The sequence below is a fragment of the Sphingobacterium sp. WM genome (genome assembly GCF_029542465.1).
GTDB lineage: Bacteria > Bacteroidota > Bacteroidia > Sphingobacteriales > Sphingobacteriaceae > Sphingobacterium > Sphingobacterium cellulitidis.
Genome location: NZ_CP120709.1, coordinates 1,678,953 through 1,705,747, shown reverse-complemented (window position 1 = coordinate 1,705,747; position 26,795 = coordinate 1,678,953). Strand labels below are relative to the sequence as shown.

23 protein-coding genes are annotated in these 26,795 nt (G+C 31.4%); 10 read left to right on the top strand and 13 right to left on the bottom strand.

Translation table 11 applies throughout. The features are described 5' to 3' along the window. Window positions 1-84: 84 nt before the first annotated feature. Window positions 85-3,564, top strand: a complete 3,480-nt coding sequence (locus PZ892_RS07225; protein WP_277712593.1) for a DEAD/DEAH box helicase family protein — start codon at window positions 85-87, stop codon at window positions 3,562-3,564. Between the two features lie 156 nt (window positions 3,565-3,720). Here PZ892_RS07225 and PZ892_RS07220 read toward each other — a convergent pair whose 3' ends face one another. The 6 genes from PZ892_RS07220 to PZ892_RS07195 form a co-directional block, all read right to left on the bottom strand. After that, entirely contained in the window at window positions 3,721-5,208 is a 1,488-nt protein-coding gene (locus PZ892_RS07220) for a hypothetical protein (protein ID WP_277712592.1), read from the bottom strand. Window positions 5,209-5,296: 88 nt separating this feature from the next. Continuing rightward, a complete protein-coding gene (locus PZ892_RS07215; RefSeq protein WP_277712591.1) occupies window positions 5,297-6,583 on the bottom strand; it encodes a site-specific integrase in 1,287 nt (428 codons plus the stop codon). Window positions 6,584-7,507: 924 nt separating this feature from the next. Continuing rightward, on the bottom strand, window positions 7,508-7,891 hold the full coding sequence (locus PZ892_RS07210; RefSeq protein ID WP_182498736.1) for a hypothetical protein: 384 nt from the start codon (window positions 7,889-7,891) through the stop codon (window positions 7,508-7,510). A 26-nt stretch (window positions 7,892-7,917) separates the two neighbouring features. Then, window positions 7,918-8,187, bottom strand: a complete 270-nt coding sequence (locus PZ892_RS07205; RefSeq protein WP_182498737.1) for a hypothetical protein — start codon at window positions 8,185-8,187, stop codon at window positions 7,918-7,920. 30 nt (window positions 8,188-8,217) lie between these two features. Then, on the bottom strand, window positions 8,218-8,412 hold the full coding sequence (locus PZ892_RS07200) for a hypothetical protein (RefSeq protein WP_182498738.1): 195 nt from the start codon (window positions 8,410-8,412) through the stop codon (window positions 8,218-8,220). Window positions 8,413-8,446: 34 nt separating this feature from the next. Beyond that, window positions 8,447-8,656, bottom strand: coding sequence for a hypothetical protein (locus tag PZ892_RS07195; RefSeq protein WP_182498739.1), 210 nt, complete (start codon window positions 8,654-8,656; stop codon window positions 8,447-8,449). A 62-nt stretch (window positions 8,657-8,718) separates the two neighbouring features. Here PZ892_RS07195 and PZ892_RS07190 point away from each other — a divergent pair, with 62 nt between their 5' ends. Further along, window positions 8,719-10,044: an ATP-binding protein gene (locus PZ892_RS07190; protein WP_182498740.1), complete on the top strand. Its 1,326-nt coding sequence runs from the start codon at window positions 8,719-8,721 to the stop codon at window positions 10,042-10,044. Then, complete coding sequence (locus PZ892_RS07185; protein ID WP_182498741.1) at window positions 10,037-10,780, top strand: hypothetical protein; 744 nt, start codon at window positions 10,037-10,039, stop codon at window positions 10,778-10,780. The genes PZ892_RS07190 and PZ892_RS07185 overlap by 8 nt, the downstream gene beginning before the upstream one ends. 453 nt (window positions 10,781-11,233) lie before the next feature. On the opposite strand, the gene PZ892_RS07180 is transcribed toward PZ892_RS07185, so the two are convergent. Together PZ892_RS07180 and PZ892_RS07175 are read right to left on the bottom strand one after the other, a co-directional pair. Next, on the bottom strand, window positions 11,234-11,389 hold the full coding sequence (locus tag PZ892_RS07180) for a hypothetical protein (protein ID WP_182498742.1): 156 nt from the start codon (window positions 11,387-11,389) through the stop codon (window positions 11,234-11,236). Between the two features lie 363 nt (window positions 11,390-11,752). Beyond that, a complete protein-coding gene (locus tag PZ892_RS07175; RefSeq protein ID WP_277712590.1) occupies window positions 11,753-13,831 on the bottom strand; it encodes a hypothetical protein in 2,079 nt (692 codons plus the stop codon). A gap of 158 nt (window positions 13,832-13,989) precedes the next feature. Here PZ892_RS07175 and PZ892_RS07170 point away from each other — a divergent pair. Next, window positions 13,990-15,152, top strand: a protein-coding gene (locus PZ892_RS07170) for an IS3 family transposase (RefSeq protein ID WP_277712265.1) whose coding sequence is annotated in 2 segments (ribosomal slippage) — window positions 13,990-14,242 and window positions 14,242-15,152 — 1,164 coding nt in all. Because the reading frame shifts where the segments join, the coding sequence is not laid out codon by codon here. Here the strand turns inward: PZ892_RS07170 and PZ892_RS07165 are convergent. After that, complete coding sequence (locus PZ892_RS07165; protein WP_277712589.1) at window positions 15,149-15,772, bottom strand: carboxypeptidase-like regulatory domain-containing protein; 624 nt, start codon at window positions 15,770-15,772, stop codon at window positions 15,149-15,151. The two genes, PZ892_RS07170 and PZ892_RS07165, sit on opposite strands and share 4 nt — an antisense overlap. A 253-nt stretch (window positions 15,773-16,025) precedes the next feature. Between PZ892_RS07165 and PZ892_RS07160 the strand changes: the two genes are divergently transcribed. From PZ892_RS07160 to PZ892_RS07145, 4 genes are all read left to right on the top strand, one after another. Further along, window positions 16,026-17,234, top strand: coding sequence for a 6-bladed beta-propeller (locus PZ892_RS07160; RefSeq protein WP_182498744.1), 1,209 nt, complete (start codon window positions 16,026-16,028; stop codon window positions 17,232-17,234). 167 nt (window positions 17,235-17,401) lie between these two features. After that, window positions 17,402-17,899: a hypothetical protein gene (locus PZ892_RS07155; RefSeq protein ID WP_182498745.1), complete on the top strand. Its 498-nt coding sequence runs from the start codon at window positions 17,402-17,404 to the stop codon at window positions 17,897-17,899. 75 nt (window positions 17,900-17,974) lie between these two features. Then, complete coding sequence (locus PZ892_RS07150; RefSeq protein WP_182498746.1) at window positions 17,975-18,277, top strand: antibiotic biosynthesis monooxygenase; 303 nt, start codon at window positions 17,975-17,977, stop codon at window positions 18,275-18,277. 55 nt (window positions 18,278-18,332) lie between these two features. Further along, a complete protein-coding gene (locus PZ892_RS07145) occupies window positions 18,333-18,851 on the top strand; it encodes a GNAT family N-acetyltransferase (protein WP_182498747.1) in 519 nt (172 codons plus the stop codon). Window positions 18,852-18,970: 119 nt separating this feature from the next. Here PZ892_RS07145 and PZ892_RS07140 read toward each other — a convergent pair whose 3' ends face one another. The 4 genes from PZ892_RS07140 to PZ892_RS07125 form a co-directional block, all read right to left on the bottom strand. After that, window positions 18,971-19,495: a hypothetical protein gene (locus tag PZ892_RS07140; protein ID WP_182498748.1), complete on the bottom strand. Its 525-nt coding sequence runs from the start codon at window positions 19,493-19,495 to the stop codon at window positions 18,971-18,973. A gap of 188 nt (window positions 19,496-19,683) precedes the next feature. Beyond that, window positions 19,684-21,372: a GTPase gene (locus PZ892_RS07135; RefSeq protein WP_182498749.1), complete on the bottom strand. Its 1,689-nt coding sequence runs from the start codon at window positions 21,370-21,372 to the stop codon at window positions 19,684-19,686. 6 nt (window positions 21,373-21,378) lie between these two features. Then, a complete protein-coding gene (locus tag PZ892_RS07130; RefSeq protein ID WP_277712588.1) occupies window positions 21,379-23,808 on the bottom strand; it encodes a GTPase in 2,430 nt (809 codons plus the stop codon). A 24-nt stretch (window positions 23,809-23,832) separates the two neighbouring features. After that, the gene (locus tag PZ892_RS07125; RefSeq protein ID WP_220476701.1) at window positions 23,833-24,450 is read right to left on the bottom strand and encodes a hypothetical protein; all 618 of its coding nucleotides are present in this window, start codon (window positions 24,448-24,450) and stop codon (window positions 23,833-23,835) included. A gap of 621 nt (window positions 24,451-25,071) precedes the next feature. On the opposite strand from PZ892_RS07125, the gene PZ892_RS07120 reads away from it, so the two are divergent. Continuing rightward, window positions 25,072-26,088, top strand: coding sequence for an acyltransferase family protein (locus tag PZ892_RS07120; protein ID WP_182498751.1), 1,017 nt, complete (start codon window positions 25,072-25,074; stop codon window positions 26,086-26,088). 198 nt (window positions 26,089-26,286) lie between these two features. Beyond that, a complete protein-coding gene (locus PZ892_RS07115; RefSeq protein WP_182498752.1) occupies window positions 26,287-26,736 on the top strand; it encodes a hypothetical protein in 450 nt (149 codons plus the stop codon). Window positions 26,737-26,795 lie beyond the last annotated feature (59 nt).

Sequence of the window (26,795 nt, the reverse complement as noted above, 5' to 3'; positions counted from 1 at the left end):
TAAATGAGATTTACCAATGCTATTTCTCCCTTTCCACCTAACCAAATATTGTTTATCTTTAATGACAAACGCAGTGACTTATAAATGGCATCAAATTTTGATTTTTTAGCGGAAGAGTTTCCTCTTATTTACCAAGAAATTGCACAAGCAGAACAAAATACGTTTACTGCACCTCGCTATGCGGCCATGCTTTGTCGCTCTACGTTAGAAATGTCGCTTTTTTGGTTATACGAGAACGATCCCGATTTCGAGATGCCATTTGACAAATCCATCAATAGTCTACTTCATACGGATTCTTTTCGTGACAACATACGTGCTTCGGTACGTGAGGAATTAAATACAGTGCGCTTATTAGGGAATCTTGCTGCGCACGCTGGCAAAGGTAATGCCGTAAAGACAATTAAAGACACTGAAGCTTTACATGCAATAAAATGCATGTACAACTTCCTCCATTGGATTGCCAAGTTATACGCTAGGCGTTTCCCTACAGATTTACAGTTTAATGAAGAACTTATCCCTCGTGGTAGTCTTACAGATATCAATGCCAAGAGGGTTAAAGAACTAAATCACTCTTACCAAGAAGCGCAAAAACGCGCTGAAGAATCTTACAAAGAAAAGCAAAAAGCATTACTTCAGAATGAAGCACTACGTAAACAGCTTGAGGAAATTCAAGCTCAGTTAGCTAACCGGAAAGAGGAACGAGAACAGATAATTGCTGAACTACCACAACCACCTTTGTTGGTGTCTGAGTATGAGACTCGCCGTTTATTAATTGACCTTTACTTACGTGAAGCGGGGTGGGAAGATCTTCAAAAGCCTCGTGATCTAGAATACGAAGTGTATGGAATGCCATTATCAACTAATCGTTCTGGAAAAGGATTCATCGACTATGTGCTTTGGGATGATGATGCCAAACCCTTAGCCATTGTCGAAGCAAAAAGTACATTGCATGATTCGAATAAAGGACAACATCAAGCTTCGTTATATGCCGATTGCTTAGAAAAAAGCACAGGTCAACGACCTATTATATTTTATTCTAATGGCTACGAAACGCATATCTGGGACGACCTGTTTTATCCTCCTCGCAAGATTCATGGATTTTATACCAAAGAAGAATTACAGTCTTTAATTAAAAGAAGAGAATCACGACAAGATATCAGAAACTTTGAAGTCAATACAGCTATCGCTGGTAGACCATACCAATTGGAAGCTGTACAACGTCTGTCTGAACATTTCGTGACAACTAAAGACAATAGACTAAGAGGAACCCATCGCCGTGCTTTATTGGTGATGGCTACTGGCTCGGGTAAGACACGAACAGCCGCAGCCATCGTGGATATGCTGACGAAATGCAACTGGGCAAAACGTATCCTTTTCTTAGCGGATAGGAATGCCTTAGTCAGCCAAGCTAAAAATGCCTTCAAAGAACATTTGCCTCATTTATCAGCTGTCGACCTTACCAAAGAAAAAGAAACTGGACACACCAGACTTGTTTTCTCTACTTATCCAACTATGTTGAACTTCATCAATAATCAGATGGAAGGCGAACATAGAGATTACGGAGTTGGGCATTTTGATGCTATATTCATAGATGAAGCACACCGGTCAATATATCAAAAATATAAGTCAATTTTTGATTACTTTGATGGCTTACTGATTGGTTTAACGGCTACGCCAAAGAAAGAATTAGATTCTGATAAAAACACATACCGCTTTTTTGATTTAGAAGATGACATCCCAACATTTGCTTATGAATTAGATACAGCTGTTGCCGATGGCTATTTAGTTCCACCCCGCTCCTATTCAGTACCCGTTCAAATGGTTCGCGATGGTGTAAAATACAAAGACCTTTCAGACCAGGATAAGGAAGAATTAGAGGAAAAACTTGGATTGACTGAAGTATCAGACGAGGCATTGCAAGAATTTGAAATTGGTTCTTCACAAATCAACTCCTTTTTATTCAATGAGAATACGGTTGACCTGGTTTTAGAACATTTAATGAATCATGGTCTTAAGGTAGCTTCCGGTGATAAAGTGGGTAAAACCATCATATTCGCCCGTAACCATCGCCATGCTGTTTATATCGAAGAACGTTTCAATAAAAATTATCCAGAATATGGTGGCAGTTTTTGTCGAGTAATTGACAATTACAATGACAAAGCACAAGACTTATTAGAGAAATTCTGTTACGACAAAGAAGAGCTTAATCCTCAAATTGCTATATCCGTCGATATGATGGACACCGGTGTAGATGCACCTAGCATTCTAAACTTAGTGTTTTTTAAACCCGTAAAATCATACGCCAAGTTTTGGCAAATGGTTGGTCGTGGTACGCGTTTGCGTCCTAATTTGTTCGGTCCTGGAGAAGATAAAGAGTACTTCTTAATATTTGATTATTGTCGAAATCTAGAGTTTTTTCAGGAAAATCCGGATGGTCATACAGCTAGTTTACAAAAACCTTTAAGCCAACTCTTGTTTCTTGAGCAGTTGAACATTATCAACTTAATTCAAGAAAATGCAGATGCTAACGCAGAAGATTTAGAATTAGCAAGGCAATATACAGACGCTCTACATAGTAAAGTAGCTCAACTAGATACAGCCCGTTATGAAGTCCGAAAACATCTAGCTGTAGTACAACAATTCTCTAATAGAGTCAAGTGGAACAACCTGTCAAAATCCGATATCCTAACGATTGAATCAGAATTATCACACTTAGTTCCATACACAGAGGATACAGACGAAATGGCCAAAAGATTCGATTTGAACAGCTACAAATTACAAGTAGCCATGTTAAACTCGTCTCCACGTCAATCGACCATAATCCAAAACTTTATGGATATAGGCAAAAGACTACTTAAAAAAAGAAATGTGCCTGCCGTAGCTGCTAAGGAAGTATTTATTCGCGAAATGGCATCAATTGATTTTTGGCAAGAATTAACTATTACCAAAGTAGAAAACATACGTAAGCAAATTAGAGACCTCATACATTTACTTAAAGAGGAGAATAACATTAAGCCGATCTATACCAAACTGGAGGATAATTTATTACGCGATGAAATTGTAGAATATGATATTATTGAGAATTTCAAAAATCTGCAAAGCTATAAAGATCGGGTAACTGCTTTTATCAGAAAAAATAAGCACCATATAGTTATTGATAAATTGCATAAAAATCGTCCAATCAATGCTTTTGAATTTCAACAACTCGAACAATACTTAATTGCTGAAGCTTTGGGTTCTAAAGAAGAATTCACTAAAGAATTTGGTGATCAACCTTTAGGTACATTCATCCGCTCAATTATTGGTTTGGATCAAAGTGCTATTCAATCTCATTTTACTAATTTTATTGCAGAAGCCAACTTATCAGCAAAACAGATAAAATTTATGGATACTGTCATTCGCTATTTTGTAACCAATGGTTATCTCGATACAGCAGATTTGATGGAACCTCCATTTACTGAATTAGATGATAGTGGTGTAATTGGATTATTTGATGAAAATAATGTTATTAAACTTATTGGATTAATAAAGCAGGTAAATCAGAACGCTGATATAGTAGCTTAAATTCTATGACAAACTAATAAGAAACTATATCAATATATAAAGATGTAAAAGAATAAAAAGGATTACTCTATTATCGCAACTAGATTGACAACCATTGACACAGTTTATTTTACACTCCCTTGGTCCCTAAACAACAACGTTTTATATAATGTAATTTTAGCTATCTCTTTTGGCTTCAATCTCTTCAATAATACTATCTAAATTATTTCCATTAATCACAATTAACTCCCCTTTTTTAAATCGTCGATTTAATTTTTTCAATTCGGAAATATTGAAAGAAGTAATAAAAGAAATAGGTATCAAACAAGCAAGCTTAGATTTAAACTCAAAATTAGCACTCTTCCCCTTCTGTGAGAATAATCTTTTAAGTCTTTCTAAATCTAGATCCCAATTTATAAATTGAACAATATGCTTCAACCAAGCATCTCTTTTTTGACTTTCTTTTATTAAATAAGATAAGTGTTTTAATGCAAAATAAATCTTATTAAGGGAATTATGTTTCAATTTAAACTTCCAGTTCGTAGTATTTCCCTGAAAAACATACTTAAATTCTTGTAATGTTATATTATCGAAGAGTTCGCTTTCAAATAAAGCAAAAACATTATTTAAAACTGAATTATCAAAGTAAAGTTGTTCTATATATTTAACTTCTAAAGGTCTATCGCTTTCTAAGCTATCATTATTTTTAACCTCGTTTTCTATAGTTTGATCTATTTTGTTGGTCACGAGATCAATACTTTTATCAATATTAGAGTTCGTTTCTACTACTAACTCTTTAAGTTCCTCTAGTTGTACAGTTAATTCAGTATTATTCTTCATATACTTATCAACGTTTTTTGTCAACTCTTCAATTTTTTCTTCTGCTTTATTATTATTTAGATGATCAATAGCTGAAACTATCTCTTCCACTAGTGTTGAAAACAAATCATTTTGTTCAATACTTCTATTTCTATTAGAATCTATGTATTCCTTTATTTGTTGAATTAAAATATCTATACTCTTTCTTTTAGAATTTTTTTTAGGTCTAATGAATGAATTATTTAAAAACTCATCCATATACGACAATAATGAATTATGCTTGCCTTCTATAAATATAGAATTGTTATTCCGGAACTCACTCTTATCGGCATATAATTGCTTTAATTTTTTTCTTTCATCCTTTAACAGTGGTTCAATAATCAGTTTTTCACTTTCAATATTACGCAGCACCACTTTCCTTTCTTCTTCGGAAATACTATACCCATGCCAATCCAATTTTTTATTTAATTCTTTATATTCATCATCATAAACCTTCAATCTCTTATGTTGTTCATCAATTAAATACTGAAACCATTTATCCTTTAAGTCCATCACAGATGCAAAAACATTCTTACCATTACATAATTCCAATCGTACTATAAGATTTTCTAGCGAATTTCTGCATCTCATAAATAAAGTAAATATTTCCTCGTACGAACGCTCTTTCGATTTTAAAATTTCACTTTGAATACTTGATTTAAAATCATCGTTGGTCAGGATAAATTTTACTTTTTTTTGTATCTCTACTATTTCATCCCATTTTATAGATTTATCCGAGCAAACTAACTTAGTAAGCTGAATATATCGATCAACAACATTTATTAAATCATAAGTTGCTTTACTCATATTATATATTTATTTGGGCAAATAAATATACTTAAAACCATCAAAACACACCTCAAAAGAAATTATTTAAAAATTTAACACTATAAAACTACATGTTATTGAACATCTCCATTGCTTTTGAACGCATTGAATCGACTGTATCAATATATGGACGCATTGAATCATAATCAGAATGTCCTGTCCATTTCATCATTATATGCACGGGTATCCCCATATATAAGCCATTACAAATAAAGCTCCTTCGGCCTATGTGTGATGTAAAATGTGCGTACATAGGCCTTACAGATTCCAATCGATCATTTCCTCTAAAGTAGACTTCTTTAACAGTTTCATTAAACCCTATTAACTCACCTAACTCTTTCAAATAATCATTATACTTTTGATTTGATATTACAGGTAAAACCTTATTTTTTGGAAAACGTGTATATCTATATTTCTCAATAATTGCTCTAGTATGATCATTGAGCTCAACAATAATTTTATCATCTGTCTTCTTCGTTATGAATTCCAAAGAATCTGATTTCATGTCGTCCCAAGTCAGTGCGTATAAATCAGAATAACGCATTCCTGAAAAACAAGAAAAAATAAGCACATCTCTAACTCTTTCTAAATATTGTTTTTCAGAGGGTATTTGAAATCTTTTAATCCTATCAATATCATCTTTAGTTAAGAAAATCACCTTCTTACTTACCTTTTTAATTTTTGGAAAGTAAGACTTGTAATCATCATTTGAGATGAAACCTTTATTTACACCCCATTTCAAAAAGCGTTTTAGAAACTTCAAATGCTTTTCGAGAGTCGTATTTTTGTATTTATGCTTAGTTACAAGATAATCTAAATATTTGTCAAGCTTTTTATGATCAAAGCTATCTAATGAAATACGACGATCAAATTTTTCCAAATTATTACGCAAGGTTGTATACTTTTTAATTGTACTAATTGTCCAATTATCCTCTTTTGCGCATTCTCTTAAAAAATGATTGAAGGTTTCAAAGAAATTTATTTTGGTGGTTTTATTTTCAACAATTGGAGTCTGATTCTTAATTTTTGCGTTTATATCCTCTTTAAGAACTGACAAAGACGGAATTTCTTCCTTTACCTCATATACTTTGAAGATATCTTGAATTATACTTTCTATTTTAGTTAATGAAGCATTAATTTCACTTGCTGCTTGTTTTAATTTATTAGTTGTAGAAGGCTTCACTCTTTGCTTACCTTCATCCCACTTAGTTAAATCCACACGATACCCAGTAGATAAATCAAGCCGTTCACCAGCATATATGATACGAACTCGAATTGGCAGATTCTCTACTATTTCAAGACCATTCTTTTTTCTTTTTTCAAGACTGAATATTATGTTACGTTTGATAATCATTTTTGGGTGTTAGTTCTAATCCACACCCAAATTTACACCCAATTTCTAAGAATACCTAATAACATAAAAAAATACACAAAACAAATAAATAACTATTAATCAATAATTTAAAAACAAAAATGAAATCATAAAAAACCTTATAAATACTTATAAAAAGAGCCACCGGCTCCACGAAAAAAAGCTCATCGAAAGATGAGCTTTTTTTGTGGGCCGCAGGGGTTCGAACTAGCGATGGCGTCCCTCGTAAAGAACAAGTTATATTTTATAATCTCTATATAAACAATTTCAGCGTCATAGATTATTACCCTAGCTTCCTTAATTCTTTGGAATATTTAACATTATCTATGTTAAAGGAATAATAACTTTGGATTCTCGCTGTAATTATTTCTTGCTTGCCATCCTTTAATAAAAATAAGTTAACATAATAAGTATCCTTAAAAATTCCACTCCGCAGATTATCAAGCAATAGAATGAAAAAATTCACTTTGAACTCTCCTGAGTTCAAGAATAATGGTTCAAAACTTTTCAGCTCAAATCCATATTCGTTTAAATCATAATCAATATATTCATTAATAGCTTTTCTAATAACAGTTTTTCTTGCATATAAACTATAAAATACTATTAATATAACTAACGTAATAAATATAAATACCTCTTGATGCACTGAACTACCTCCTAATTTATCATTCCCATTTTTAACAAGATACTTCCGCCCACGAAACCCGCGAACCCTGAAGCTCCTAATTGAATTCCACTAATATTTTTAATGGAACCATTACTTCGAAAATCTGTATTATGAAAAATAATCCAGACCCTACAGATAAGGTTCTTTTATCATTCTCAAGCGTATAATTTGGTCCGAAACCACTTGCATATACATACCTTGCCCCGTAGTCCTAAGTTAAAGAGCTATTTATATCTACTTCATTTAATTTCTTTTTGAATAGCCTTTCTGTAAAACGAAGTCATTCCAATTGAAAAATACTTTCCTTTTCTGAAGACCATTATCACCGAATCCCCTTTAACCTTACTTATTGAGTCTCCCACCTCCATTTGACTTACAAAAGCACCATTTATACCAATTACATCCCCATACATAAATTCGACCATTGAACTGTTATGATTTGATTTATCGTTATATATTTCCTTAATTACTCCTCTATAATCAGATTCAATCTCCAAAGCATAGTTTTGTTTTAACAAATAAAGCGTGTTTTTTTTTGTAATTACGAAGTAAATTACCCAAACGATAAAACATAGTATTAGGCAAAATAATACAGGGTTGTTTACAACATTTTTATTTGGCATAATCTTATTTTATTAAACCTAAAATTTCAAAATCCAAGTTCTTGTTGCATCGGGCATAACGGTAATTGTCCGCAGATCGATAAGCCATATTTGGTTTCGGCCCTTGCCAAGCGCATGGCATTCTTATAGGAAGACCTATAGACCACTTGTCCCGGATTGTATTCCATGGCAGCCTTGGAGAGCACCAATTTCCCATCAAAGTTCCTGATCCTTCGGAATAGCCTGTCAGGTTCAGCGAGATACTGCTTATGGTCACGTGCCATCTGAGCTGCAGACCTCCCCTCCTTGATACCCATGACCAAGTTGTTCTCAATCTCGAACCGGAACTAATTATGGTAGTTCCAAACCCTTTGGGAAAGGTCGAGCCCATTGGATCTGCTCTTTCGGGAAAGGAAAGCTTCAAGTGCATCACTATTTATTAAACACAAAGCTTCCTGGATCAAAGGACTGATGGTCTTTTCAAAGGTGTACTGTCCAAGGATTTCTTCAAAGCTTTGTTTCCGAGAGGTTCCATGCTTCATGGACACCATTAACCATGATGGTCATAAATTCTTCCTACCATTCGGCAAGGACATTATCGCCAAACCGATTGAGCTGAGGGATCCTTCCAATATCGAACCTGTCCTTTGCTTTCACATTGGGCAAGCCAGCAAAAATCTTGTTGATTGCCTTTTGAAAAGCATTCTTGACCTTTGCCTGGTTATTCCTGATATCGTTAAGATGCTTCTGATTAAACAGCCTTTTTATTTTATCGGTATTTTGCATTTTAAGCAATCAAATTTTAAGATTTACCACTTAAAATATTACTTTTAACAAAAATACACAAAATGAATGATTTAGGGGTCTATTTAGATAAAGTTGTAATTGAAAACTATAAGTGTTTTAGTGGCTCATTTTTATTAAACTTTTCAGTTCAAGGAAAAGTCTCCCAATGGAATGTAATTTTAGGAAATAATAATAGTGGTAAGACAAATATTTTAAAAGCTATCGCTCAATTAGAACCACACTTTTTAATTCATAAAGAAGGAGAAAAAAAATGTATTCCAATTGTTGCTATAGATAGTGATTATCCACATAAAAACACTTCAAAAAATTTTTTTATTGGCGCATCCTTTCTCTATTCTGATAAAAAAAACAATCACGCTAATCTTAAGGGACCATTTAAAAATTATAAACGAACTTCAAGCAATAAAATCCATAAATACTTTGGAATAGAGGATTCAAAGTCATTTGTTAATATATTGCCATGGGGATTTTCTAGAGAAGCTTTCACTGGAGGAGATGGAGATATTTTAGAAAATTTTGTGATTTTCAGCTATGGTGTATCAAGAAAATCAGGTTCAAAAGGTTTATCTATAGGTTCTAATAAATTTCAAAAAAAATCAAATCTCCTTGAACCAGAAACTCAATTGATAAATATTGAAGAATGGTTATTACAATTAGATTATGCGACGAAAAACGGCAATAAACAGGCTAAGAATCAATTAAAAAAACTGAAAGAACTAATTACTACTGATATTTTTCCTGGGATAACAGATTTTAAATTTATATCAAATGAGGAAGATGGCAATATTGTATTATTTAATTCGCAAAATCATTGGCGAAAACTAGATGAGCTAGGATATGGTTACCAAACTACATTTGCTTGGATATTTGATTTTTGCAAAAAGATGTTTGACCGTTATCCCACCTCAAAAAATCCTTTAGAAGAACATGCAGTATTATTAATTGATGAATTAGATTTGCACTTACATCCAAGTTGGCAAAAAAGTATTATCAAATATCTTTCTCGAATTTTCCCTGCAACTCAATTTATAGTAACTACTCATAGTGCTTACATTATTCAATCAATTCCAAACATAAACTTACATATTATTCAAAACAACGAAGGAAATGTCACAATAACACAAACAGACTTATCTACTTATAAAGGTTGGTCTTTTGAAGAAATTTCTGAAAATATTATGGGGCTTAATGAAGGAAAATTTAGTGAAGATTTTATAAAATTGGTCCAAAGGTTTGAAGAATACCTGGATGATAACAATAAAAAGGAAGCTAAAATAATTTTTGATAAAATTTCACAAATTATTCATCCAAATAGTCCAGAAAAAAGAATATTCCAAATTCAATTAAATCAAATTTCAGATGATTAAGCTAGAATACGCTTTAGCTCCAATTGAACTTAGTGAAGATTTTATTAAACAAAACACTGAAGAATATAAAAAAAAATCTACTCATGTTTGGGGAGTGAATTTTATTAAGGAAGGAGTTTATAATAGTTCATTCGGGAAATGTTGTTATTCGGAATCACAATTAAATGTTGAAGGAAAATATATGGAAATTGATCATTTTTTTCCAAAAATTCATTTTCCGCATTTAATACTTGAGTGGACCAACTTGCTACCGTCCAATAAAAAATGTAATACCACTAAAGGAGATTTAAACCCACTTGAAATAAAAATAATTAATCCTTATTCTGATAATCCAAAAGAGCATTTATATGTAAAAAATTTTAGATATTATCATTTGACACCTATTGGAAAAAATACTATTGATTATACAGCAATAAATGATTATTCTCATTTTACAAAAGTGAGAAGTGAAATTTGTTTGGAAATAATAGATGAATTAGATTATTTAAATGATAATTTAACAGAAGCCATTTCTTCTAAATCTCTAAGGAAAACAACTATTACAATCAATAAAATTAAGAATCTTTTAAAAAATGGATTTAGAACGCAAACATATGCAGCAGTGATTTCAACTACAATCCTTGCTGATGTTAAATTTATCGAGATTCGAGAAATTTTGACAAGAAATGAAAAGTGGGATTCTGAATTAAATGATATAATTAGTGAATTAGAATATTGTGCTCTTCCATCCCCGTAATGAAAAAAATCATATAGTATTTAAACTAAAAATTAGGTTTACCCCCTTCATCCGCTGTAAACAAAACCATTGGGGGTAAACCATTTCCACATATTGAAACTATGATAAGTCTACCAGCAAGTATCGCTTTGATATCCTCTTTATTAGGCAGCCATACCATATTGATGTAAGGATTCCCCTTTTCATCCTAACCTAAATAAGTATGTATTGGAAGACATTAACTTTTATCCATGGTAACCGGCTTATTGAAAGTCACATAGGTTTCATTAAAGTCTATTGGTCTAATTTTACCATTCAATTTTAACTGTGATTAAATCCTTCATGTCCTTATTCAAAATATTGCTGATTTCAAAAAGTTTGATCACAAATTCCTTTTAATTTTTAATCCCTACTTTTAACAAAGTAGTGAAAAAGTTGAGTCGTTAAAACACTTATTTATATTAAAATTAACCCCTACCTATACCAGCAGTCATCGTCCTCTTTACTTTTACTTGGAAATATAATATCTTGTTCGGTATCTTCATCATATTCAAATCCATCAAATTTCAATTCATTATCTCCGAAATAATCAATTTCTGATAATTTAATACCGCCATAATGTATCTTCAAAAATATGATCACATTTGAAGTCAAAATCTACAGATCCATTATCAGAAACTTTTTCTATTTTCTATAAACAAAAAATACAATTGATCCAGATTTAGCCGATTTTATTCTTGGATATAAAATGAAATAAATTGAGAACTTAATTCTGATCTATTTAATAAACAATTCACTTCCTTTTTCGAAATGTTCAAATAATACTTTGAGGATTATTGGAACTGTAAGGAGCGATTTATTGATAACTTTCTGTTCTCCTGTTTGTCCATTGAAAATAACAGATGACAGAAGCATTTATAGCAATATTAAATTTTTCATATATGAGTGCAGGATTAAATGTCTTAAAGGCATTTCCACAATAATTTTAATAATTTAAAATTTCCTCAAATAATAGGACAAACTAAGCAAAAAATATTGCTGTAGATTATTATTAATGGATTGTCCTATAATATTATTATATCCATAGTTTCGAACACCTTTCCATTGTCCCAATAGATCATATGCAGAAACTTTAATTTCTAAGTTCTCTTTTTTTAATGTTCTAAAAGATAGGTGTGCGTTCAAAAGATTTATTTTGCTTTGATTTACAGAAAAAGAGTTATCATTTATAAAGCTATAGCTTGCTAAAAAATACAGACCATTAAATGCTGTTAAACCAGTTTCAAGGCTAATACTGCTATGGTGGTACTTATTCTTTAAGGAGGTATTGGATGATGAAATAGAATTGAAGTAAGAATTCATTACTCCTTTAAGGTTAAAATCCAGCAGATCATTAAACTTGAATCCTACAGATAGATAGGAGTTAATACTTTCTTGCTTAAAGGAAAATAGTTCTTGGTTGAAATAATAAGATTTTTCTTTTATCGCGCTATTTAAATATCCCATAATGTTTACAGGAATATTTCCGTCAAATGAGGATCTGAAATCATAATTTAGATAATATTCAGGGGCTCTTTTACCATTAGTATTATAGAGTGTCCTACCTCCCAAAATATTTACGATTGTTGAATCAATTATTTGCTTATGGATTATATGATATCTGAAAACAAGGTTATGGCTTGTTTTATTTTCGATTCTGGACCTACTGTATTTCAGCTCATAGTTATCTGAATTCTCAGGCTTAAGATTGATATTTCCGCCAAAATTAAAGTCCTTTTGCGCGGTGTCAATTAAAGCAACTTTCTGAGATATTTCAGGGACTTTTATTAATCTTTTATATTCCAGCTCGAACCTATCTATATTTCCTCCAAAATTTTTGTCATAATATATCCTTGCATTAGGTAGGAAATTATCATAGTTGTCAGAGAAGTTTCTGGCTTCATTTTTAGAAATGTTTTCAACCAGATCATTTTGAATCAACATTTTTGCCTCAATTCCAAAACTTATTAATCCCCTTGCGACTCTTTTATTTCTATTCTTGGAATAAGCCAAGGAATTCATAATGCTTCTACTTTGAGATTTATCGAGATAACTTAAAAAATCGTTCCTAATCAATCTATTGGGCTCGTCAATATTCTCGAAGACATATACTTGGTTATCATTGTTTTTATTTAATATGATTTTGGATTCAATATTAAAAAACCCATGATTTGACAATCCCTTTCCTGCAAAAAGACTGTTTATGTTTAAGTCTACTATTCCTTCATGATAATCAGTATTTATCGTATTTGACTTTTGAAAATTATATTGAGTAGTATCATTCTTATCTTCACTAAAGGAATTACTTTGTTTAAGAGAATTGTTTTCTCTTGCATTTAGATAAGAGTAGTAGATCTTAAGTTTATAGTCAAAGATTTTGTCTGGAAAATAGTATTCACCAGTCAAGCCTTTAGCTATTCGCTTATTATCTTTAGTACTTATTTTATCGAGATCAGATAAAAATTTCCCATCTAAACCAAGGATGTAGCGATTATTTAAGGCAGATTCATTATTCTGAATATTTTCATAAAATCCGCCAAATTTATATCGGTTTATATTTCCTTCATTTTGGACATAAAAAGACCCCTTATAGACTTTGGTATTAAACACATTATCAGAGCTATCCTCTATTAATTGCTCTACTGTACCGGAATTCAACAGCTTTTCAGTGGATGATTTTTGGGTTTTATTATTTTTCTCAAAGAAAACAAATTCCATATTAGAACTTATAGAGTCTTTCCATACTCTTTGGTGTTTAGCTCCAAGCGTTGAAAACTCGTTATAGCCAGACATTAAAAAAGGAACTGAAAATGAATTTATATCATTAAGGCCTGGTTTGTAGGCATCGGCTCTCAGGAAATCAGATACGGAATAGGATTCTTTGTTTGTATTGTTTTTTGCGCCATAAAGGCTCAGTTGATCTTTCTTATTAAAGTAGTTTATTGAAGCACTACCTTCCATCCTATCTTTTGTACCCGCTCCGAGGGTTAATTTTCCAAACATTCCTGTATTGTTTTTTAAGGTTACATCCATAATTAATGGATTTTCAGTTTCCTTATTTTCTATCTTTTGGTTGACTCTTTCATACACTTTAATAGTCTCCAGAGAGCTGCCGGGAATATTTCGAGTGGCAATGTAATCTTCCCTATAAATAGCTACGATTATTAATGTAGTTTTATAATTTAGGGACAATGAAAAAAAGTAAGTTCAGCGAATCGCAGATCATCAAGATTTTATCACAGCAGGATTCGGGACAATCGGTTTCCGATATTTGCCGGGAACATGGTATTAGCCAAGGTACATTCTATTCATGGAAGAGCAAATACTCTGGTATGGAAGTATCTCAGCTCAAACAACTCCGTGAAATGGAAAAGGAGCTGGCCCAATATAAAAAGATCGTTGCCGAGCAGACCCTTCAGATTACCGTGCTAAAAGACGTTATCGAAAAAAAGCTTTAGGGCCTGCCGAAAAGCGTGAGCTTGTAGGTTATGCCCGTGAAGATTTTGGGATGAGCCTACGGCAGGCCTGTGCCGTATTTAATATCAGTACGTCTGTTTTTTATTACCGTGCAAAGCGCAGAGACGACACAGAAGTCATCGAGCAGCTTTCAAAGCTGGCCAGTCTGCACCGTACATGGGGCTTCTGGATGATGTACCACCGTCTCCGAAAGCTACAATATATGTGGAACCACAAACGTGTTTACAGAATATACACCGCCATGCGATTAAATTTGCGGAATAAGCGCAAGAAGCGTCTTCCTGCTCGGGTAAAAGCACCACTGCTGTGTCCTGTTGGGCCGAACATCACCTGGAGCCTTGATTTCATGCACGATACGCTTGCCAGTGGGAAAACGATCCGTACACTAAACGTCATCGATGATTTCAGCCGGGAGGCTCTTTCTATTACGGTGGACACCAGTCTGCCTGCACAACGAGTGATCCGAGAACTAGAAAAACTACTGGAGTGGCGCGGCAAACCCGACAAGATCCGTTCTGACAATGGTCCTGAGTTTGTTGCTGAGGCTATGCGGGGATGGTGTGAGCAGAACGGTATACAGTGGGAGTTTATCCAACCGGGCAAGCCTACACAGAACAGTTTGATCGAACGGTTTAACAGGACATTCAGGCAAGATGTACTAGATAGCTATATGTTTGACAGTTTGCCCGAGATAAGGAAATATGCAGATGCATGGGCATGGATGTACAACAATGAAAGACCCCATTCCTCATTGGGACAATTAACGCCGACAGAGTTCCTGTTGAAATATGGAAAACTCTCCGAGTTTCCCACATTCCAACAGGATAGCAATAGCAAATCTGATTGGAATTTTTTAGTTTTGAATGTAGCTAGCTAAGGGAAGATTACAGCAACAACTGGGTCTCCTCCAAAAAAAGGTTTTCCGTTAACTAAAATTTCGGAAACCGTTTTGCCATTAACAGTGATCTTGCCATCAGACCACAACACAATTCCTGGAACTTTAGATAGAACATCTTCCATCACAGCATTCTCTTTAAGATTAAAAGCATTAGGATTGATAATTAGTGTGTCCTTTCTTAGAAATATGGGAGGGCCATCTACAACAACCTCCTCTATGGAATTAGATTTAGGATTTAGATAGATGCTGTCTAGAACCAGTCCTTTTATTATCTTACCGTAATCTAACTTCTGAATTAGGGGTTCAAAATTAACATGGCTTATTTGCAGTTCCAATGAGTCATTCATTGCGGTCTTACCCATTATTTTAAATGATCCATTTTGTGAGGTAAACTGGTACTCAAGAATCTCTTTTGAATTTATCTTTTGGATGCTAACAGTAGCGTTGGGAACTGGCTGCTTGGTATTTTTATCGTATATAGCACCTTCTATTTGATATCCTTCTTGTTTAGATTGTGCTAAAAGAATATTGGAAAAACTAATAAAGAAAACAAAGGCGATGAAAATATTCAATTTATTGAATATAAAATTTGTTTTCATAATAAAAGGTCTATTGATAAACAAACATACAACTGGTATTCTAATCTGGTTAATCTCTCATTAAAATAATGATTTTTTCTTAGCGGAAAGAATTTGAAAATAAAATCCTACTTTTATTCAAACAACAAATTATAAACTATACGAATAATCTATTTTTATCGCTTTTGGTCATGATAGTTTATTTAATTCCACAAGCTATTTATTGATTTAAAAATCTTCCTACCTACCCATTATTGTCATTAAAATAAAAGCTATGAATAATATTCAAAAACTAATAATGTCAATTCTTTTCATGAACCTAGGAATTCACACAAATCTTTGGGTGGATTCAAGTACAATACTAAACGGTTCTGAGAAATTGGATATAGTTGAATTGAGGATTGACCCCAATTATTCGTCACTGATTGATTCATCTAATAATGCAATTACTACCCAAACCTTCCTACAACTTGAAACAAATAAAAACTGTGAAATTTCAAATATATCAGAGCTACAGGTAAGTTCTAATAATTTTTATATTTTAGACGAAAATCTAAATAACTTATTCATTTTCAATAAGAATGGTAAATTTTTGAATAAGGTCAATAATAATGGGAAGATCGATGTTAAAAACATTCATAGTTTCAGTGTTTCAGACTCACAAAATTTATTAAAAATAAATGATTCTCATTCTCCGTATTTCTACTACTTCGACCTTGAAGGGAATTTCATAAAAAAAGAAGAAAAAGTAAATTATGATGAACTAGATTTTACTTTAACAGATTACGGGGAAATCATTTATAAAGGTTTCCCGAGCAAAGAAGAGTCCCCATCCTCTTCAGAAAATTCATTTTTATCGCTTAAATACTTGAATAACGGAACAGTAAAAAACATCTTTCCAAATGAATTAAGAGGTATTAATTCAGAGGATATTTATGAAACAAGAAATCATTTCTATTCAAATACACCAAATAGGCCAACATTTGTTATGCCTTATGATTATTCAGTTTATGAGATAGACAGTCTAGGTACAATTTTAGAAAGATTTAAGTTCATTTTTCCAATTTCAAATACCATCCCGAAAGATTTTTTGATTGATGAAAAATACAAAGGAAATAGACAGAACTATCTTTCGAATAACAATTCCATAATTTATTCTTTTGAAGATGTTTATTACAACCAAAATTGGATAACCTTTAACGTCATAAATTATGGAGCTTTACTACTAAACCTGCAGACATCACAATTATTTTCATTGGATAAGTCCAAAATTAGATATAACGATGTTTCGATAAATCTAAATTATTCTCGAGTGTTGACAATGGAAAATGATCAAATTATCACAGCAATATATCCAAATAGCATAGTCAGTGAATTGAAAAAAGCGAATAAAAAGTTATTTGACAGTATGCCAAAAGAGTTGCAAAATTTAAAGACTTCAGGTTTTCAGAATCCTATTCTAATATTCTCTAAACTAAATTGATTAGATTGGAAATTCAGATTTGGGAATTTAAGTTATGACTGGCTAAACTAAAATAATAACCAATTATTTATGAATAGAATAATGATCTTACTTGCTTTAATTCCTTTGATGAAGGATGAAATTTTCTTCTTCACCATTTATTATTACTTTAACTTAAAAAAGTGGATATGGCATTACTTGAAACTATATACGTTGGAATCGGTGGCACAGGTGGGCAAATCATCAAATCCCAGGAGTCATTTTTTAGAGAGAAACAATATCTTTATTTGGATAGGGAACCGGATCTTCAATATGGATATGATGAACTCGCTGGGATTGAGCGAAATATCTATTCCAAGGATAATTTGTCCAGCTATTTTAGCACAGAAAATCGCTATATACTTTTCCTTGGACTTGGTGGCAAAACAGGCTCTTACATTATCTCCGAGATACTTGGCTATTTGGTTCTGAACAATATTGAATATAAATGCTTTTGTTTTTACCCATACCATTTTGAGCCGAAATCACGACTAACTATTGCTGATGAAACTTTGGCTCGCCTGGAGAGATATCAAGACGTAACCATTCTGGATATGTATGAATTAAAGAAGCGATTTCCTAACTTAAGTCTAGCGTCACCTTTTAGGATTCCAAATGAGATTTTAGTGCAGGAGTATTTAGGTTAGAAATGTAAAAACATGACAGAAGTATCGATCCGATTTGGAGAAGTATTTTCAATCGATTAAACAATCAACAAAAAAATGATTTTAGAAGTTGCTATATTAAATGTGAAGGCGGGAAAAGCAAAAGAATTTGAGGATGATTTTCGAATAGCTAGCCAATATATCTCTTCCATCGAAGGGTATATTCAACACACCTTAAAAAGATGTTTTGAAGTCGACAACCAATATATTTTATTGGTGGAATGGATTTCTTTGGAGGCACATGAAGTTTTGTTCCGACAATCAGAACAATACCAGAAATGGAAGGAGTTGTTACATGATTACTACGATCCTTTTCCGCAAGTTCTGCACTACGAAGATGTTAAAATGGAAAAGTTTTAAGGTAATATTAATGGGTCTGAATAGGCTTAGTTTTAATAATAGATTATCCATACATATGAAAATATATACAGAAACAGACCGCTTGCTTTTAAGGGAAATATTACCAACGGATGTCGACGCCATGTTTGCAATGGATTCCGATTCTGAGGTGCATAAATATTTAGGCAACAATCCTGTAAAAGATAAGGATCAAATTCGCGGTGCTATAGAATTCATTAGGGGGCAATATGTTGAATTTGGAATTGGCAGATGGGCAATTGTAGACAAAAAGACAAATCAATTTATCGGATGGGCAGGTCTAAAATATGTTACTGAAGAGACCAATGGCCATAAAGACTATTATGATCTTGGATATCGATTAAACAAGCAATATTGGGGAAATGGATTCGGTACTGAAGCTGCCTTAGCTTGTATTGAATACGGCTTTAAGATTCTTGGGTTAAATGAAATCTATGCTATTGTAGACCAAGAAAATGATGGATCAAATAAAATTTTGAAGAAAGTTGGATTTACCTTTATTGAAACTTTTGAATTGGATAGGATACCACATAATTGGTATAGGATGGAAAAATAAAAATTTAATATTAGTGGTAATTGTTCCTAGTGTTATAATTTCAAAAAACTGGTGAGTTTTTAAACGAACTTATGAAAAAATAGAAGCAGTGGAGGAATAATTGGAATAGTATTCCAACTCTACTTTTCAGAAAATTCATAATTAGAAATGAATGGGAAAAATTTTATTGCACGATGAGTATTTGCTACACTGGTCATTCTAATATTGACATTTTCCATAATATATTTATATAATCCTGCAATATCTGAAGGAGTAAATTCTGTTGATTTAGAAACCATAAATGATAAATCTAAGATATCTGCATTACCATCAATCATAAAAAACACATTAATCCAATCATGATTGTTTTTTAGGCTATTATAATTTGGCAGATTTTCTAAATAAGAGTAATAAGTATTATAATCATATACTCTTACTGAACCCATCACACTCTCTATTTTTATGTTACCAACAAAATCGGGATTTTTAGGAATTCCGTCTGAAAATTTACCTGTTTTTATTATAAATATATCGGGGTTGGAATCAGGATTTGATACATAAAAAGTCTCATTACTTATAGTAAAACTACCCACAGCAATTTTATCTTGACCATAAGCCATGGAATAACAAAGAAATAAAACAATAATGTAAATGGCTCTTTTCATAATTTGAGAGTAGATGAATAGATGTAAATTAGGTAATAATTTTTAATGCTTGGAAATATTTTAACATTACCAGTTGCCAGAGATAATATTTCATTAAGTGATTTAACATAATAATGAAATTTTACTTTTTATTGTAAGAAAAACCGTCAAAAGCTGACGGTTTCAAAGTTATTTTTCTTTAGAAATATTTAATTATTGATTAATTCAATAAAATCTACATATTCTGCATCTAATTTCTCAATAGCAATACTGAATTTTGATTTTTTTTCTTCCAATTTCAATAGCTCAATTTTACTTTCATTCAATTCTGACAATCTACTATCAAAGCTATTTTTAATATAATCCTCCAAATTTCTTATACAAGAATTTTTAATAGAATTAGAAAAACTTACTATAGTCGAAAAATATTGATTTTTTGCTTCTTTTAACACTTCTCTATTCTTTTCCTCTTTTATATTTGAATAATACTCTAATCCAATACCTACTACAGAAATAGCAGGTCCTAGAAATTTACCAAATTTCCCTACATTATTAGCAGTTTTAATAGCCCCCCAAGGTTTAAATTTATGACCGAAAAATTTACCAACTTTTAAAATCGCATTATGCATATTGCTACCACTAACATTACTAAAGCCGCTACCAGAGAGATTATTGAAACTCATTGAAGCTATTTTATCACCACTCTTTCCTAAAAAACTCAAAATTTCTTTTTGTTTTTCCAAATTCTGTTTCAATTCTTTAGGTATTTTAATATTCCCTAATTCCCTTTCCAAATTACCAATAAATGAATTAAAAGTTGGTTTAGATGTAAATTGATCAATCTCCGACATTAGCTTTTCTTCCTCATTTTCAATCACATTTTGGATTTTATCTTCAAGATCAGCAATTATTTGTTCAACCGAGAAATTAAAATCATCTTCATTAGATTTGAAAACACTTTCATATTTTACTTCTCCAATTTTATTAGTTAACTCTTGACCACGATTTTTAATATCAGTAATCGCGTCATTTATCAATAAATTAACTGTACGAGTAATATTTTTTTTAGCGTTCTTAATCTTGGATTCAGCCTGTTCTATTAAAATTTGTAATTCAGGATTTGCACTAGCTAATGCAATATCAGAAACTCCACTTTTCAATATTCTTATCGGTGTATCAAATTGCTTTTGAATAATTCCATTTTTTGCAACAAAATGATTGAGGGAAGAAATAAAAGCACTGAAGTTACTTAATTGAATAAAATCTTCATCACCTTCTTCTTTTCCTTCAATATAATCAGCTGCGTCCATAAAAATGGTTTCAAAATCAAATTTATACCCTCTTTCAGCAAAAATTTCTGACAAAGATTGCTTATAATTAAGAACAAGGTTATCAAATTCTCCTGCTTCCATAGACATTTTATTGATAGCAATAATCATTTTATCTTTTAAATGCTGCTCAAATGAAAGATTAATAAAATTCTCAAAAATAATATCATCAAATAACTGACTAGTAATCACATATACGATTAAATCACATTCTTTTAATGCTGATTTAGTAGCTTCGTCATGGCTTTCAATTTTACCAGCTAATATACCTGGAGTATCCATTAAGAGAATGTTATACCATCTATATTCTGAAACAACATCTGTTGCAACATTGGCATCAATTTTTATATTTTTATCACCTGTTAGAGCAGAGATAATAGTTGATTTACCTGAACTATATTGGCCAACGAAAGCAACTTTTAATACAGTTCGGTTTTCTAAATCTTCTAATTCTTGTTCAATTCGTTTTTTTATTTCCGTACTATTAGTTTGATCTAATAATTCAAATGTTTCGAAAACTAACTTTTTTAATTGTATATCTAACTCTTTAATTTTTATTTCTACCGACATATTTTTTTAGCCTATTATTATATTTAATTGTAATGCCTTATTCAACTGGATTACCTCTTCCTTTTTTAGTTTATATTTTGTATCAATAATTAAATTCTCCTTCTCTCGAGTGATAGTTGTATTTGCTAAATATCTATTTACTGTTTGTTCAGTAAGTATTCCCTTAAGCTTTATTTTACCCAAATGTTCTAACGACCTAAAAAATAAAACTTTATTAAAATAATCAGAATATGTTTTAGCATTTTTGTTAATGGATTTTAATACTTTCAAAATGTTTATTAAACCATCGATCATTTCATCAAAATTTGTATTGAGTTTGTTCTTAATTTCTCGAGAAGATTTTAAAAATTCTAAATCTAAATTCATCATAATTTCTTTTTCATTTTCCTGAATTTTTGGTTGGATAATGGTAATAATTTTCTCAACAGCTTTTTTTATTTTCTTTTCTTTACTATCAAAACTAAAATTTATTATCATTCCTACTCCTGATAGAGCTGCAGTAATACCAGCTGCTGCCCAACCAGTGGGATTCCAGAAATTAATTGCAGCAAACTTCATTGTTAAAACCAAAATAGCACTAACTATACTGTGCGCAAAAGAAGCTACAAATTTATAATTTGAAATATCGACTTCTATTTTCGGTATGTCTAAATTTGAAATATTTATAGTTATATCTTGTAGACTTTCCTTAATCTTTGCTTGAATATTTTGTTGAAAATCTGATATTACTTCTTCTAATTTCAAATTTAATGAGTTATAGTATCCTTTATCTTCTAAAAATTTTTTCCAAGAATTGCTGATATCTTTATTATGATATTCATTATTTGCAAATTCCTTTAAACCAGCCTCCATTTCTTTATGAATACTTTTTATTATCATACGTATTTCTTGAATAGTACTTTTCTCTAACTCTTCAAAATATTTAATCAAGCTTATCTTTTCAGATTTAACTTGCTTTAATAATATGCTTAATTGATTAATATCATTCGTGGTTTTATTTAGTGTAAGACTAGTTTGGTAATTACAACCGTCAATAATATTTTGCATTTTTTTTAAATGTCCATTCCTAAATACAGTTTGTTTTATGACTTTATTATACAACTTAATATTTGATCCATCTATAAGCTGTTTGTTATACTTTCTATGGACTTCTTTTGCTAATTTAGCAGCTAATAAATGAACAGGGATTATCTCAATTAAATTAGGATCATAATGAAATTTTGAAATCATTTCATTAATTCGCTTTATATGTCCATCTAATGATTTATCATTTTTATTTTCTAACCACGCTTTAGGATTTTTCAAAAATTTTTCTAACCTTATTGGATGTTCTAAATTTTCTTTGTAATTAATGATGACAAATATTGGTTTGTTTTTATTCTTTAATTCCGATAAGAAATTAAATTCAGTTTCTTGAATTGCATCATTAGTTACAACATAACATACTAAATCTGCTTCATCAATAATTGACCTAGCAACTTCAATATCATTTTTACCCCCAGGCGCACCAATTCCTGGTGTATCGATTATTCGAAGATTTTCCCAATTAAAAATTCGATTGAATCGAGTAGTTCTCAATTTACCAATTCCAACATCATCGGTTTCTTCTCCTGTAATTAATTTATGAAAGGTACTTTTCCCTGCCTTTGTACGACCCAAGAATGCTATTGTAAAATAATCGACTGTGTATTTTTTTTTCTCTAATACTTGGGTATTATCATTGATTGAAGTAATAATATCCTTCTTAGTTTCTTGATTTAACTTTCTAATAAATTCTAAGAGATTATCTTTTTTATGCTGACTATCAATCTTTTCTATTTTTTCTGAGTATGTTTCAATCTTATTGAAATTCTTTTCTAATAGTGAGTTGAACTTCAACATTTTTTCTGAAGTTAATTCAAGATCATCCTTTGCTCTAGCTGCTATTTGTTTGATTTTTTCAACAAAACTATTACCTTCTAAAAGATTTTCTTCAAAATATTCATCATCAGTAAAATCATACAATATTTTATTAATTGATTCATTTATCTTCTCAAATATTGATTGCTTCTTATTACTATATAATATTTTAAAATCACTTCCAATTCTATGAATAAGATGGTCAACAATAGCAGACTCAACTTTAAGACTTAAACCAACTTTCTTTATAAAATCACTTTCTTTCTGATGAAAATAACCATCAGAATACGAGAGTTTAATTAGTAACTCTAAAAAAACAACCTGATCATTTTTGTCAATAGATTTTAGTTTATCTAGTATTACTAAAATGTCAACTTTTTCATTATCATCAGACAAAATTTTTTTAGCCTCAATTTTTAACTGTTCCCCTAATTCAAATTGTTGGTTTTTTAGAAATTTTAATTCTTCAGAGTGAATTTCTTTATCAATAACTAATAAATAAATACATACTAAGTATTTATATTCTATTATATTCATTAATTTCTTAAATTAACTTTCTTTTTAAATATTCACCTCTTTCAACATTTTTGACACATAACCATCGTGCCTAAACCAGTTATGCGCCCAATTTGGTACCATAAAGATGTATCCACTTGGATCCTCATGAGGAGCACAATCCAATTGGTTACCAATAGCTAGGGTTGCTTCCATGACGGACATTCTACAGACTTTAGCAACTTCTTTTCTTAATAAATCATAAGTCACCTTCCTAATCATATCAGCAGTTACAGACTTTCTATTTAATGCTTCCGAGGTCACATTATGTTGAGTTAGAATATTTCTTAATTCATTCACATCAGGAGCCTTAACAACAGGAGAAATTCTCAATCCCCAAAAACAATATTCCCCATTAATCTTGTACATCTTGAATCCAGATCTAGAGTTTCTAGAATTACATTCTTTAGAGAAACCTGTTAATTTTTCATTATTAATACCTACCAACAATTCATTAATTATAGGCTGCCTTCTAAGTTGTCCATAAGAGTAACCTTCTCGATTAATTCCTCCATAACCTTGAGGTACATCGTTATCAGAAATTAAACAAAGCTCTACTTGTTTTATATGAGAAAAATTTGGGTAATCCTTGTTCTGTTCAATAAAATCTTTAATAGTATTCATATTAATAATTAGGTAATAAAACTACTTTTTCACCCTATTAGATTGGGTTTTTGTAAGCATTTAAATATAGCTACTAAGGTTAATATTATTGTAATAAATTTATCGTAATTCAATATGAAAATCGAATCCCCTGTATTTCAAAAAAATAAAATTCAGTCCTTTATTCAATTTTTTTTATAATTCTATAAATTTTCATCATTTATTTGATTAAAACGAATCGATAAAACAGCAAGTAAACAATCTATATTCTCTGAATATTAATATTGATTACTAACCTTTCTAATATCAAATATGATAACCTAATACGCCAAAATATGACGTCTAATAAATATATTTCAGAATCGAAGTTCGATTAATAAACCATCACTTCTTTACGGAAAACCGTATATAAACCTAATTACTGCTCTTTATTTAAAAATTCATAATACCGTCCCCTTAATCTTCCCTATCAAAACCTCTAAATCCTTCACTTTATGATCATCATTTATCAAAATCTATTTAACCTAATTAATTTCTTTGATGCTAAACTTTATCCTAGGCCAAGTAAATAAAGTGATGTTTACATAAGGTATTGTAAAAAGTATTCCTTTTACTTCAGCTAAGAATATATATTTTTACTTTATGGCTGAGAAAACTTCTTACCTTATTTACTTACGCGTTATTGCAACGATTTTTGTTGTATTAATTCATGCCTCTACTGGCTACCTCAATCGCATAGATACCCATGCCTTTGATTGGAATTATGCGAATTGGATCAATGCTGCTACACGTTGTTCTGTTCCAATATTTGTTATTATTTCAGGAGCCCTATTATTATCAAAGGATGAGGATACATGGACCTTCTATAAAAAACGTCTCCACAAGTTATTCTACCCCTTCCTATTTTGGACAATAATTTATCTCATTTATTATTTCTATCGATACACCAATTTTAGCTTGTTATCATCCGAAAAAATATGGTCAATAAGCCAGGATAAATTATTACATGGCTCATCAGCCCACCTGTGGTATCTATATATGATTATCGGATTATATTTAGCAATTCCCTTTTTACGAAAGATCCTGATTCACTGTACAAACCGAGAAATTGAAATCTTTTTGCTGCTCTGGCTATTGTCAAGTTGCTTCATGAGCAAACCACTTTATTCAGTAATGCCGAAGTTTGATTTGACATTTTTTTCTGGTTATATCGGATATCTTGTCTTAGGATATTACATCTCCATAAAAACATTTACATTTAAATACCAGAAAGTAATTTGGGCATTGATTTATATATTAATGGTCGCAATTTCTGCCATTGGAACAAACCTGCTCAATCAAAGTGCTAACAAACTCAACACATTCTTTTATAACTATACCTTTGCCACAACAGCTATTGCTGCAGGAGCATTATTTTTATGGGTAAAGGTCGCAACAGAAAATAAGAAGGTTCTTAATTGGATAATGGTGACCGATAAGTATAGCTTCGGAATTTATTTGGTACATATACTTCCATTGAATTATTTCCATCCTCTCATTGCAAAACAGGTAAGCACTCTTTGGGTAATTCCATTAGCTACCATTATTACGATAATTTCGTCCATCGCAATTACTTATTTAATTCGAAAGATTCCATATGGTAAATATGTTAGTGGTTAAGGTTCTGAATAAAAATCGCTAAGGAAAATATTTAGTAATAATCAGTAAACATTTGATATCTTAATACTGTTTATTAATAAATCACATCATCACTAACGTCATTTATAGCCATTTACTTCATAATATGTGATCCTTAGAAAACCATAATCTATATTTCCTATGAAAAAAAGATGGATAACTTATTCTATCATTAGTCTTATGATTAGTTTTTTTGCTAATGAGTCCTATTCTCAAGGTCAGAAATTTGTTTTTGCAGAAGGGTTTGGTGCAGGCATGTTACTCAGTGCCAATTATGATATGAGATTTCAGGCTGGTTCAAGAGAAGGTATGGGATTAAGAGCTGGTGTAGGTTCAGGAATTCTATTAGGGTTTTGGGACGCTACCCTTAATTTTCCTGTTGGAATAAATTATGTGAAGGGGAAAAACAAATCGGCTTTTATTATGGGGGTAAATCTAACGACCAGTATACTTTCTGATGGATTTGCCGGAGAAGCTGGAGTTAAAGCTATTCCTTCCCTTGAAATTGGTTACAGATTCAGACCAATAACCAAAGGATTGGCTTTCCAAGTAACCTATAATCCGACTTACCTTCCTGGAGATGAATTTTATCCCCTATATGGAGGAATTGGAATAGGTTATGCCTGGTAGAATAACCAAAATATCGATTGCTAAAGTTTTATCTCAAGCAATAAAAATTATTAGGAACA

Coding starts and splice junctions, on each gene's coding strand:
- PZ892_RS07225 (WP_277712593.1), top strand. CDS start 85: ATGGCATCAAATTTTGATTTTTTAGCGGAAGAGTTTCCTCTTATTTAC.
- PZ892_RS07220 (WP_277712592.1), bottom strand. CDS start 5,208: ATGAGTAAAGCAACTTATGATTTAATAAATGTTGTTGATCGATATATT.
- PZ892_RS07215 (WP_277712591.1), bottom strand. CDS start 6,583: ATGATTATCAAACGTAACATAATATTCAGTCTTGAAAAAAGAAAAAAG.
- PZ892_RS07210 (WP_182498736.1), bottom strand. CDS start 7,891: ATGCCAAATAAAAATGTTGTAAACAACCCTGTATTATTTTGCCTAATA.
- PZ892_RS07205 (WP_182498737.1), bottom strand. CDS start 8,187: ATGGGTATCAAGGAGGGGAGGTCTGCAGCTCAGATGGCACGTGACCAT.
- PZ892_RS07200 (WP_182498738.1), bottom strand. CDS start 8,412: ATGAAGCATGGAACCTCTCGGAAACAAAGCTTTGAAGAAATCCTTGGA.
- PZ892_RS07195 (WP_182498739.1), bottom strand. CDS start 8,656: ATGCAAAATACCGATAAAATAAAAAGGCTGTTTAATCAGAAGCATCTT.
- PZ892_RS07190 (WP_182498740.1), top strand. CDS start 8,719: ATGAATGATTTAGGGGTCTATTTAGATAAAGTTGTAATTGAAAACTAT.
- PZ892_RS07185 (WP_182498741.1), top strand. CDS start 10,037: ATGATTAAGCTAGAATACGCTTTAGCTCCAATTGAACTTAGTGAAGAT.
- PZ892_RS07175 (WP_277712590.1), bottom strand. CDS start 13,831: ATGGATGTAACCTTAAAAAACAATACAGGAATGTTTGGAAAATTAACC.
- PZ892_RS07165 (WP_277712589.1), bottom strand. CDS start 15,772: ATGAAAACAAATTTTATATTCAATAAATTGAATATTTTCATCGCCTTT.
- PZ892_RS07160 (WP_182498744.1), top strand. CDS start 16,026: ATGAATAATATTCAAAAACTAATAATGTCAATTCTTTTCATGAACCTA.
- PZ892_RS07155 (WP_182498745.1), top strand. CDS start 17,402: ATGGCATTACTTGAAACTATATACGTTGGAATCGGTGGCACAGGTGGG.
- PZ892_RS07150 (WP_182498746.1), top strand. CDS start 17,975: ATGATTTTAGAAGTTGCTATATTAAATGTGAAGGCGGGAAAAGCAAAA.
- PZ892_RS07145 (WP_182498747.1), top strand. CDS start 18,333: ATGAAAATATATACAGAAACAGACCGCTTGCTTTTAAGGGAAATATTA.
- PZ892_RS07140 (WP_182498748.1), bottom strand. CDS start 19,495: ATGAAAAGAGCCATTTACATTATTGTTTTATTTCTTTGTTATTCCATG.
- PZ892_RS07135 (WP_182498749.1), bottom strand. CDS start 21,372: ATGTCGGTAGAAATAAAAATTAAAGAGTTAGATATACAATTAAAAAAG.
- PZ892_RS07130 (WP_277712588.1), bottom strand. CDS start 23,808: ATGAATATAATAGAATATAAATACTTAGTATGTATTTATTTATTAGTT.
- PZ892_RS07125 (WP_220476701.1), bottom strand. CDS start 24,450: ATGAATACTATTAAAGATTTTATTGAACAGAACAAGGATTACCCAAAT.
- PZ892_RS07120 (WP_182498751.1), top strand. CDS start 25,072: ATGGCTGAGAAAACTTCTTACCTTATTTACTTACGCGTTATTGCAACG.
- PZ892_RS07115 (WP_182498752.1), top strand. CDS start 26,287: ATGATTAGTTTTTTTGCTAATGAGTCCTATTCTCAAGGTCAGAAATTT.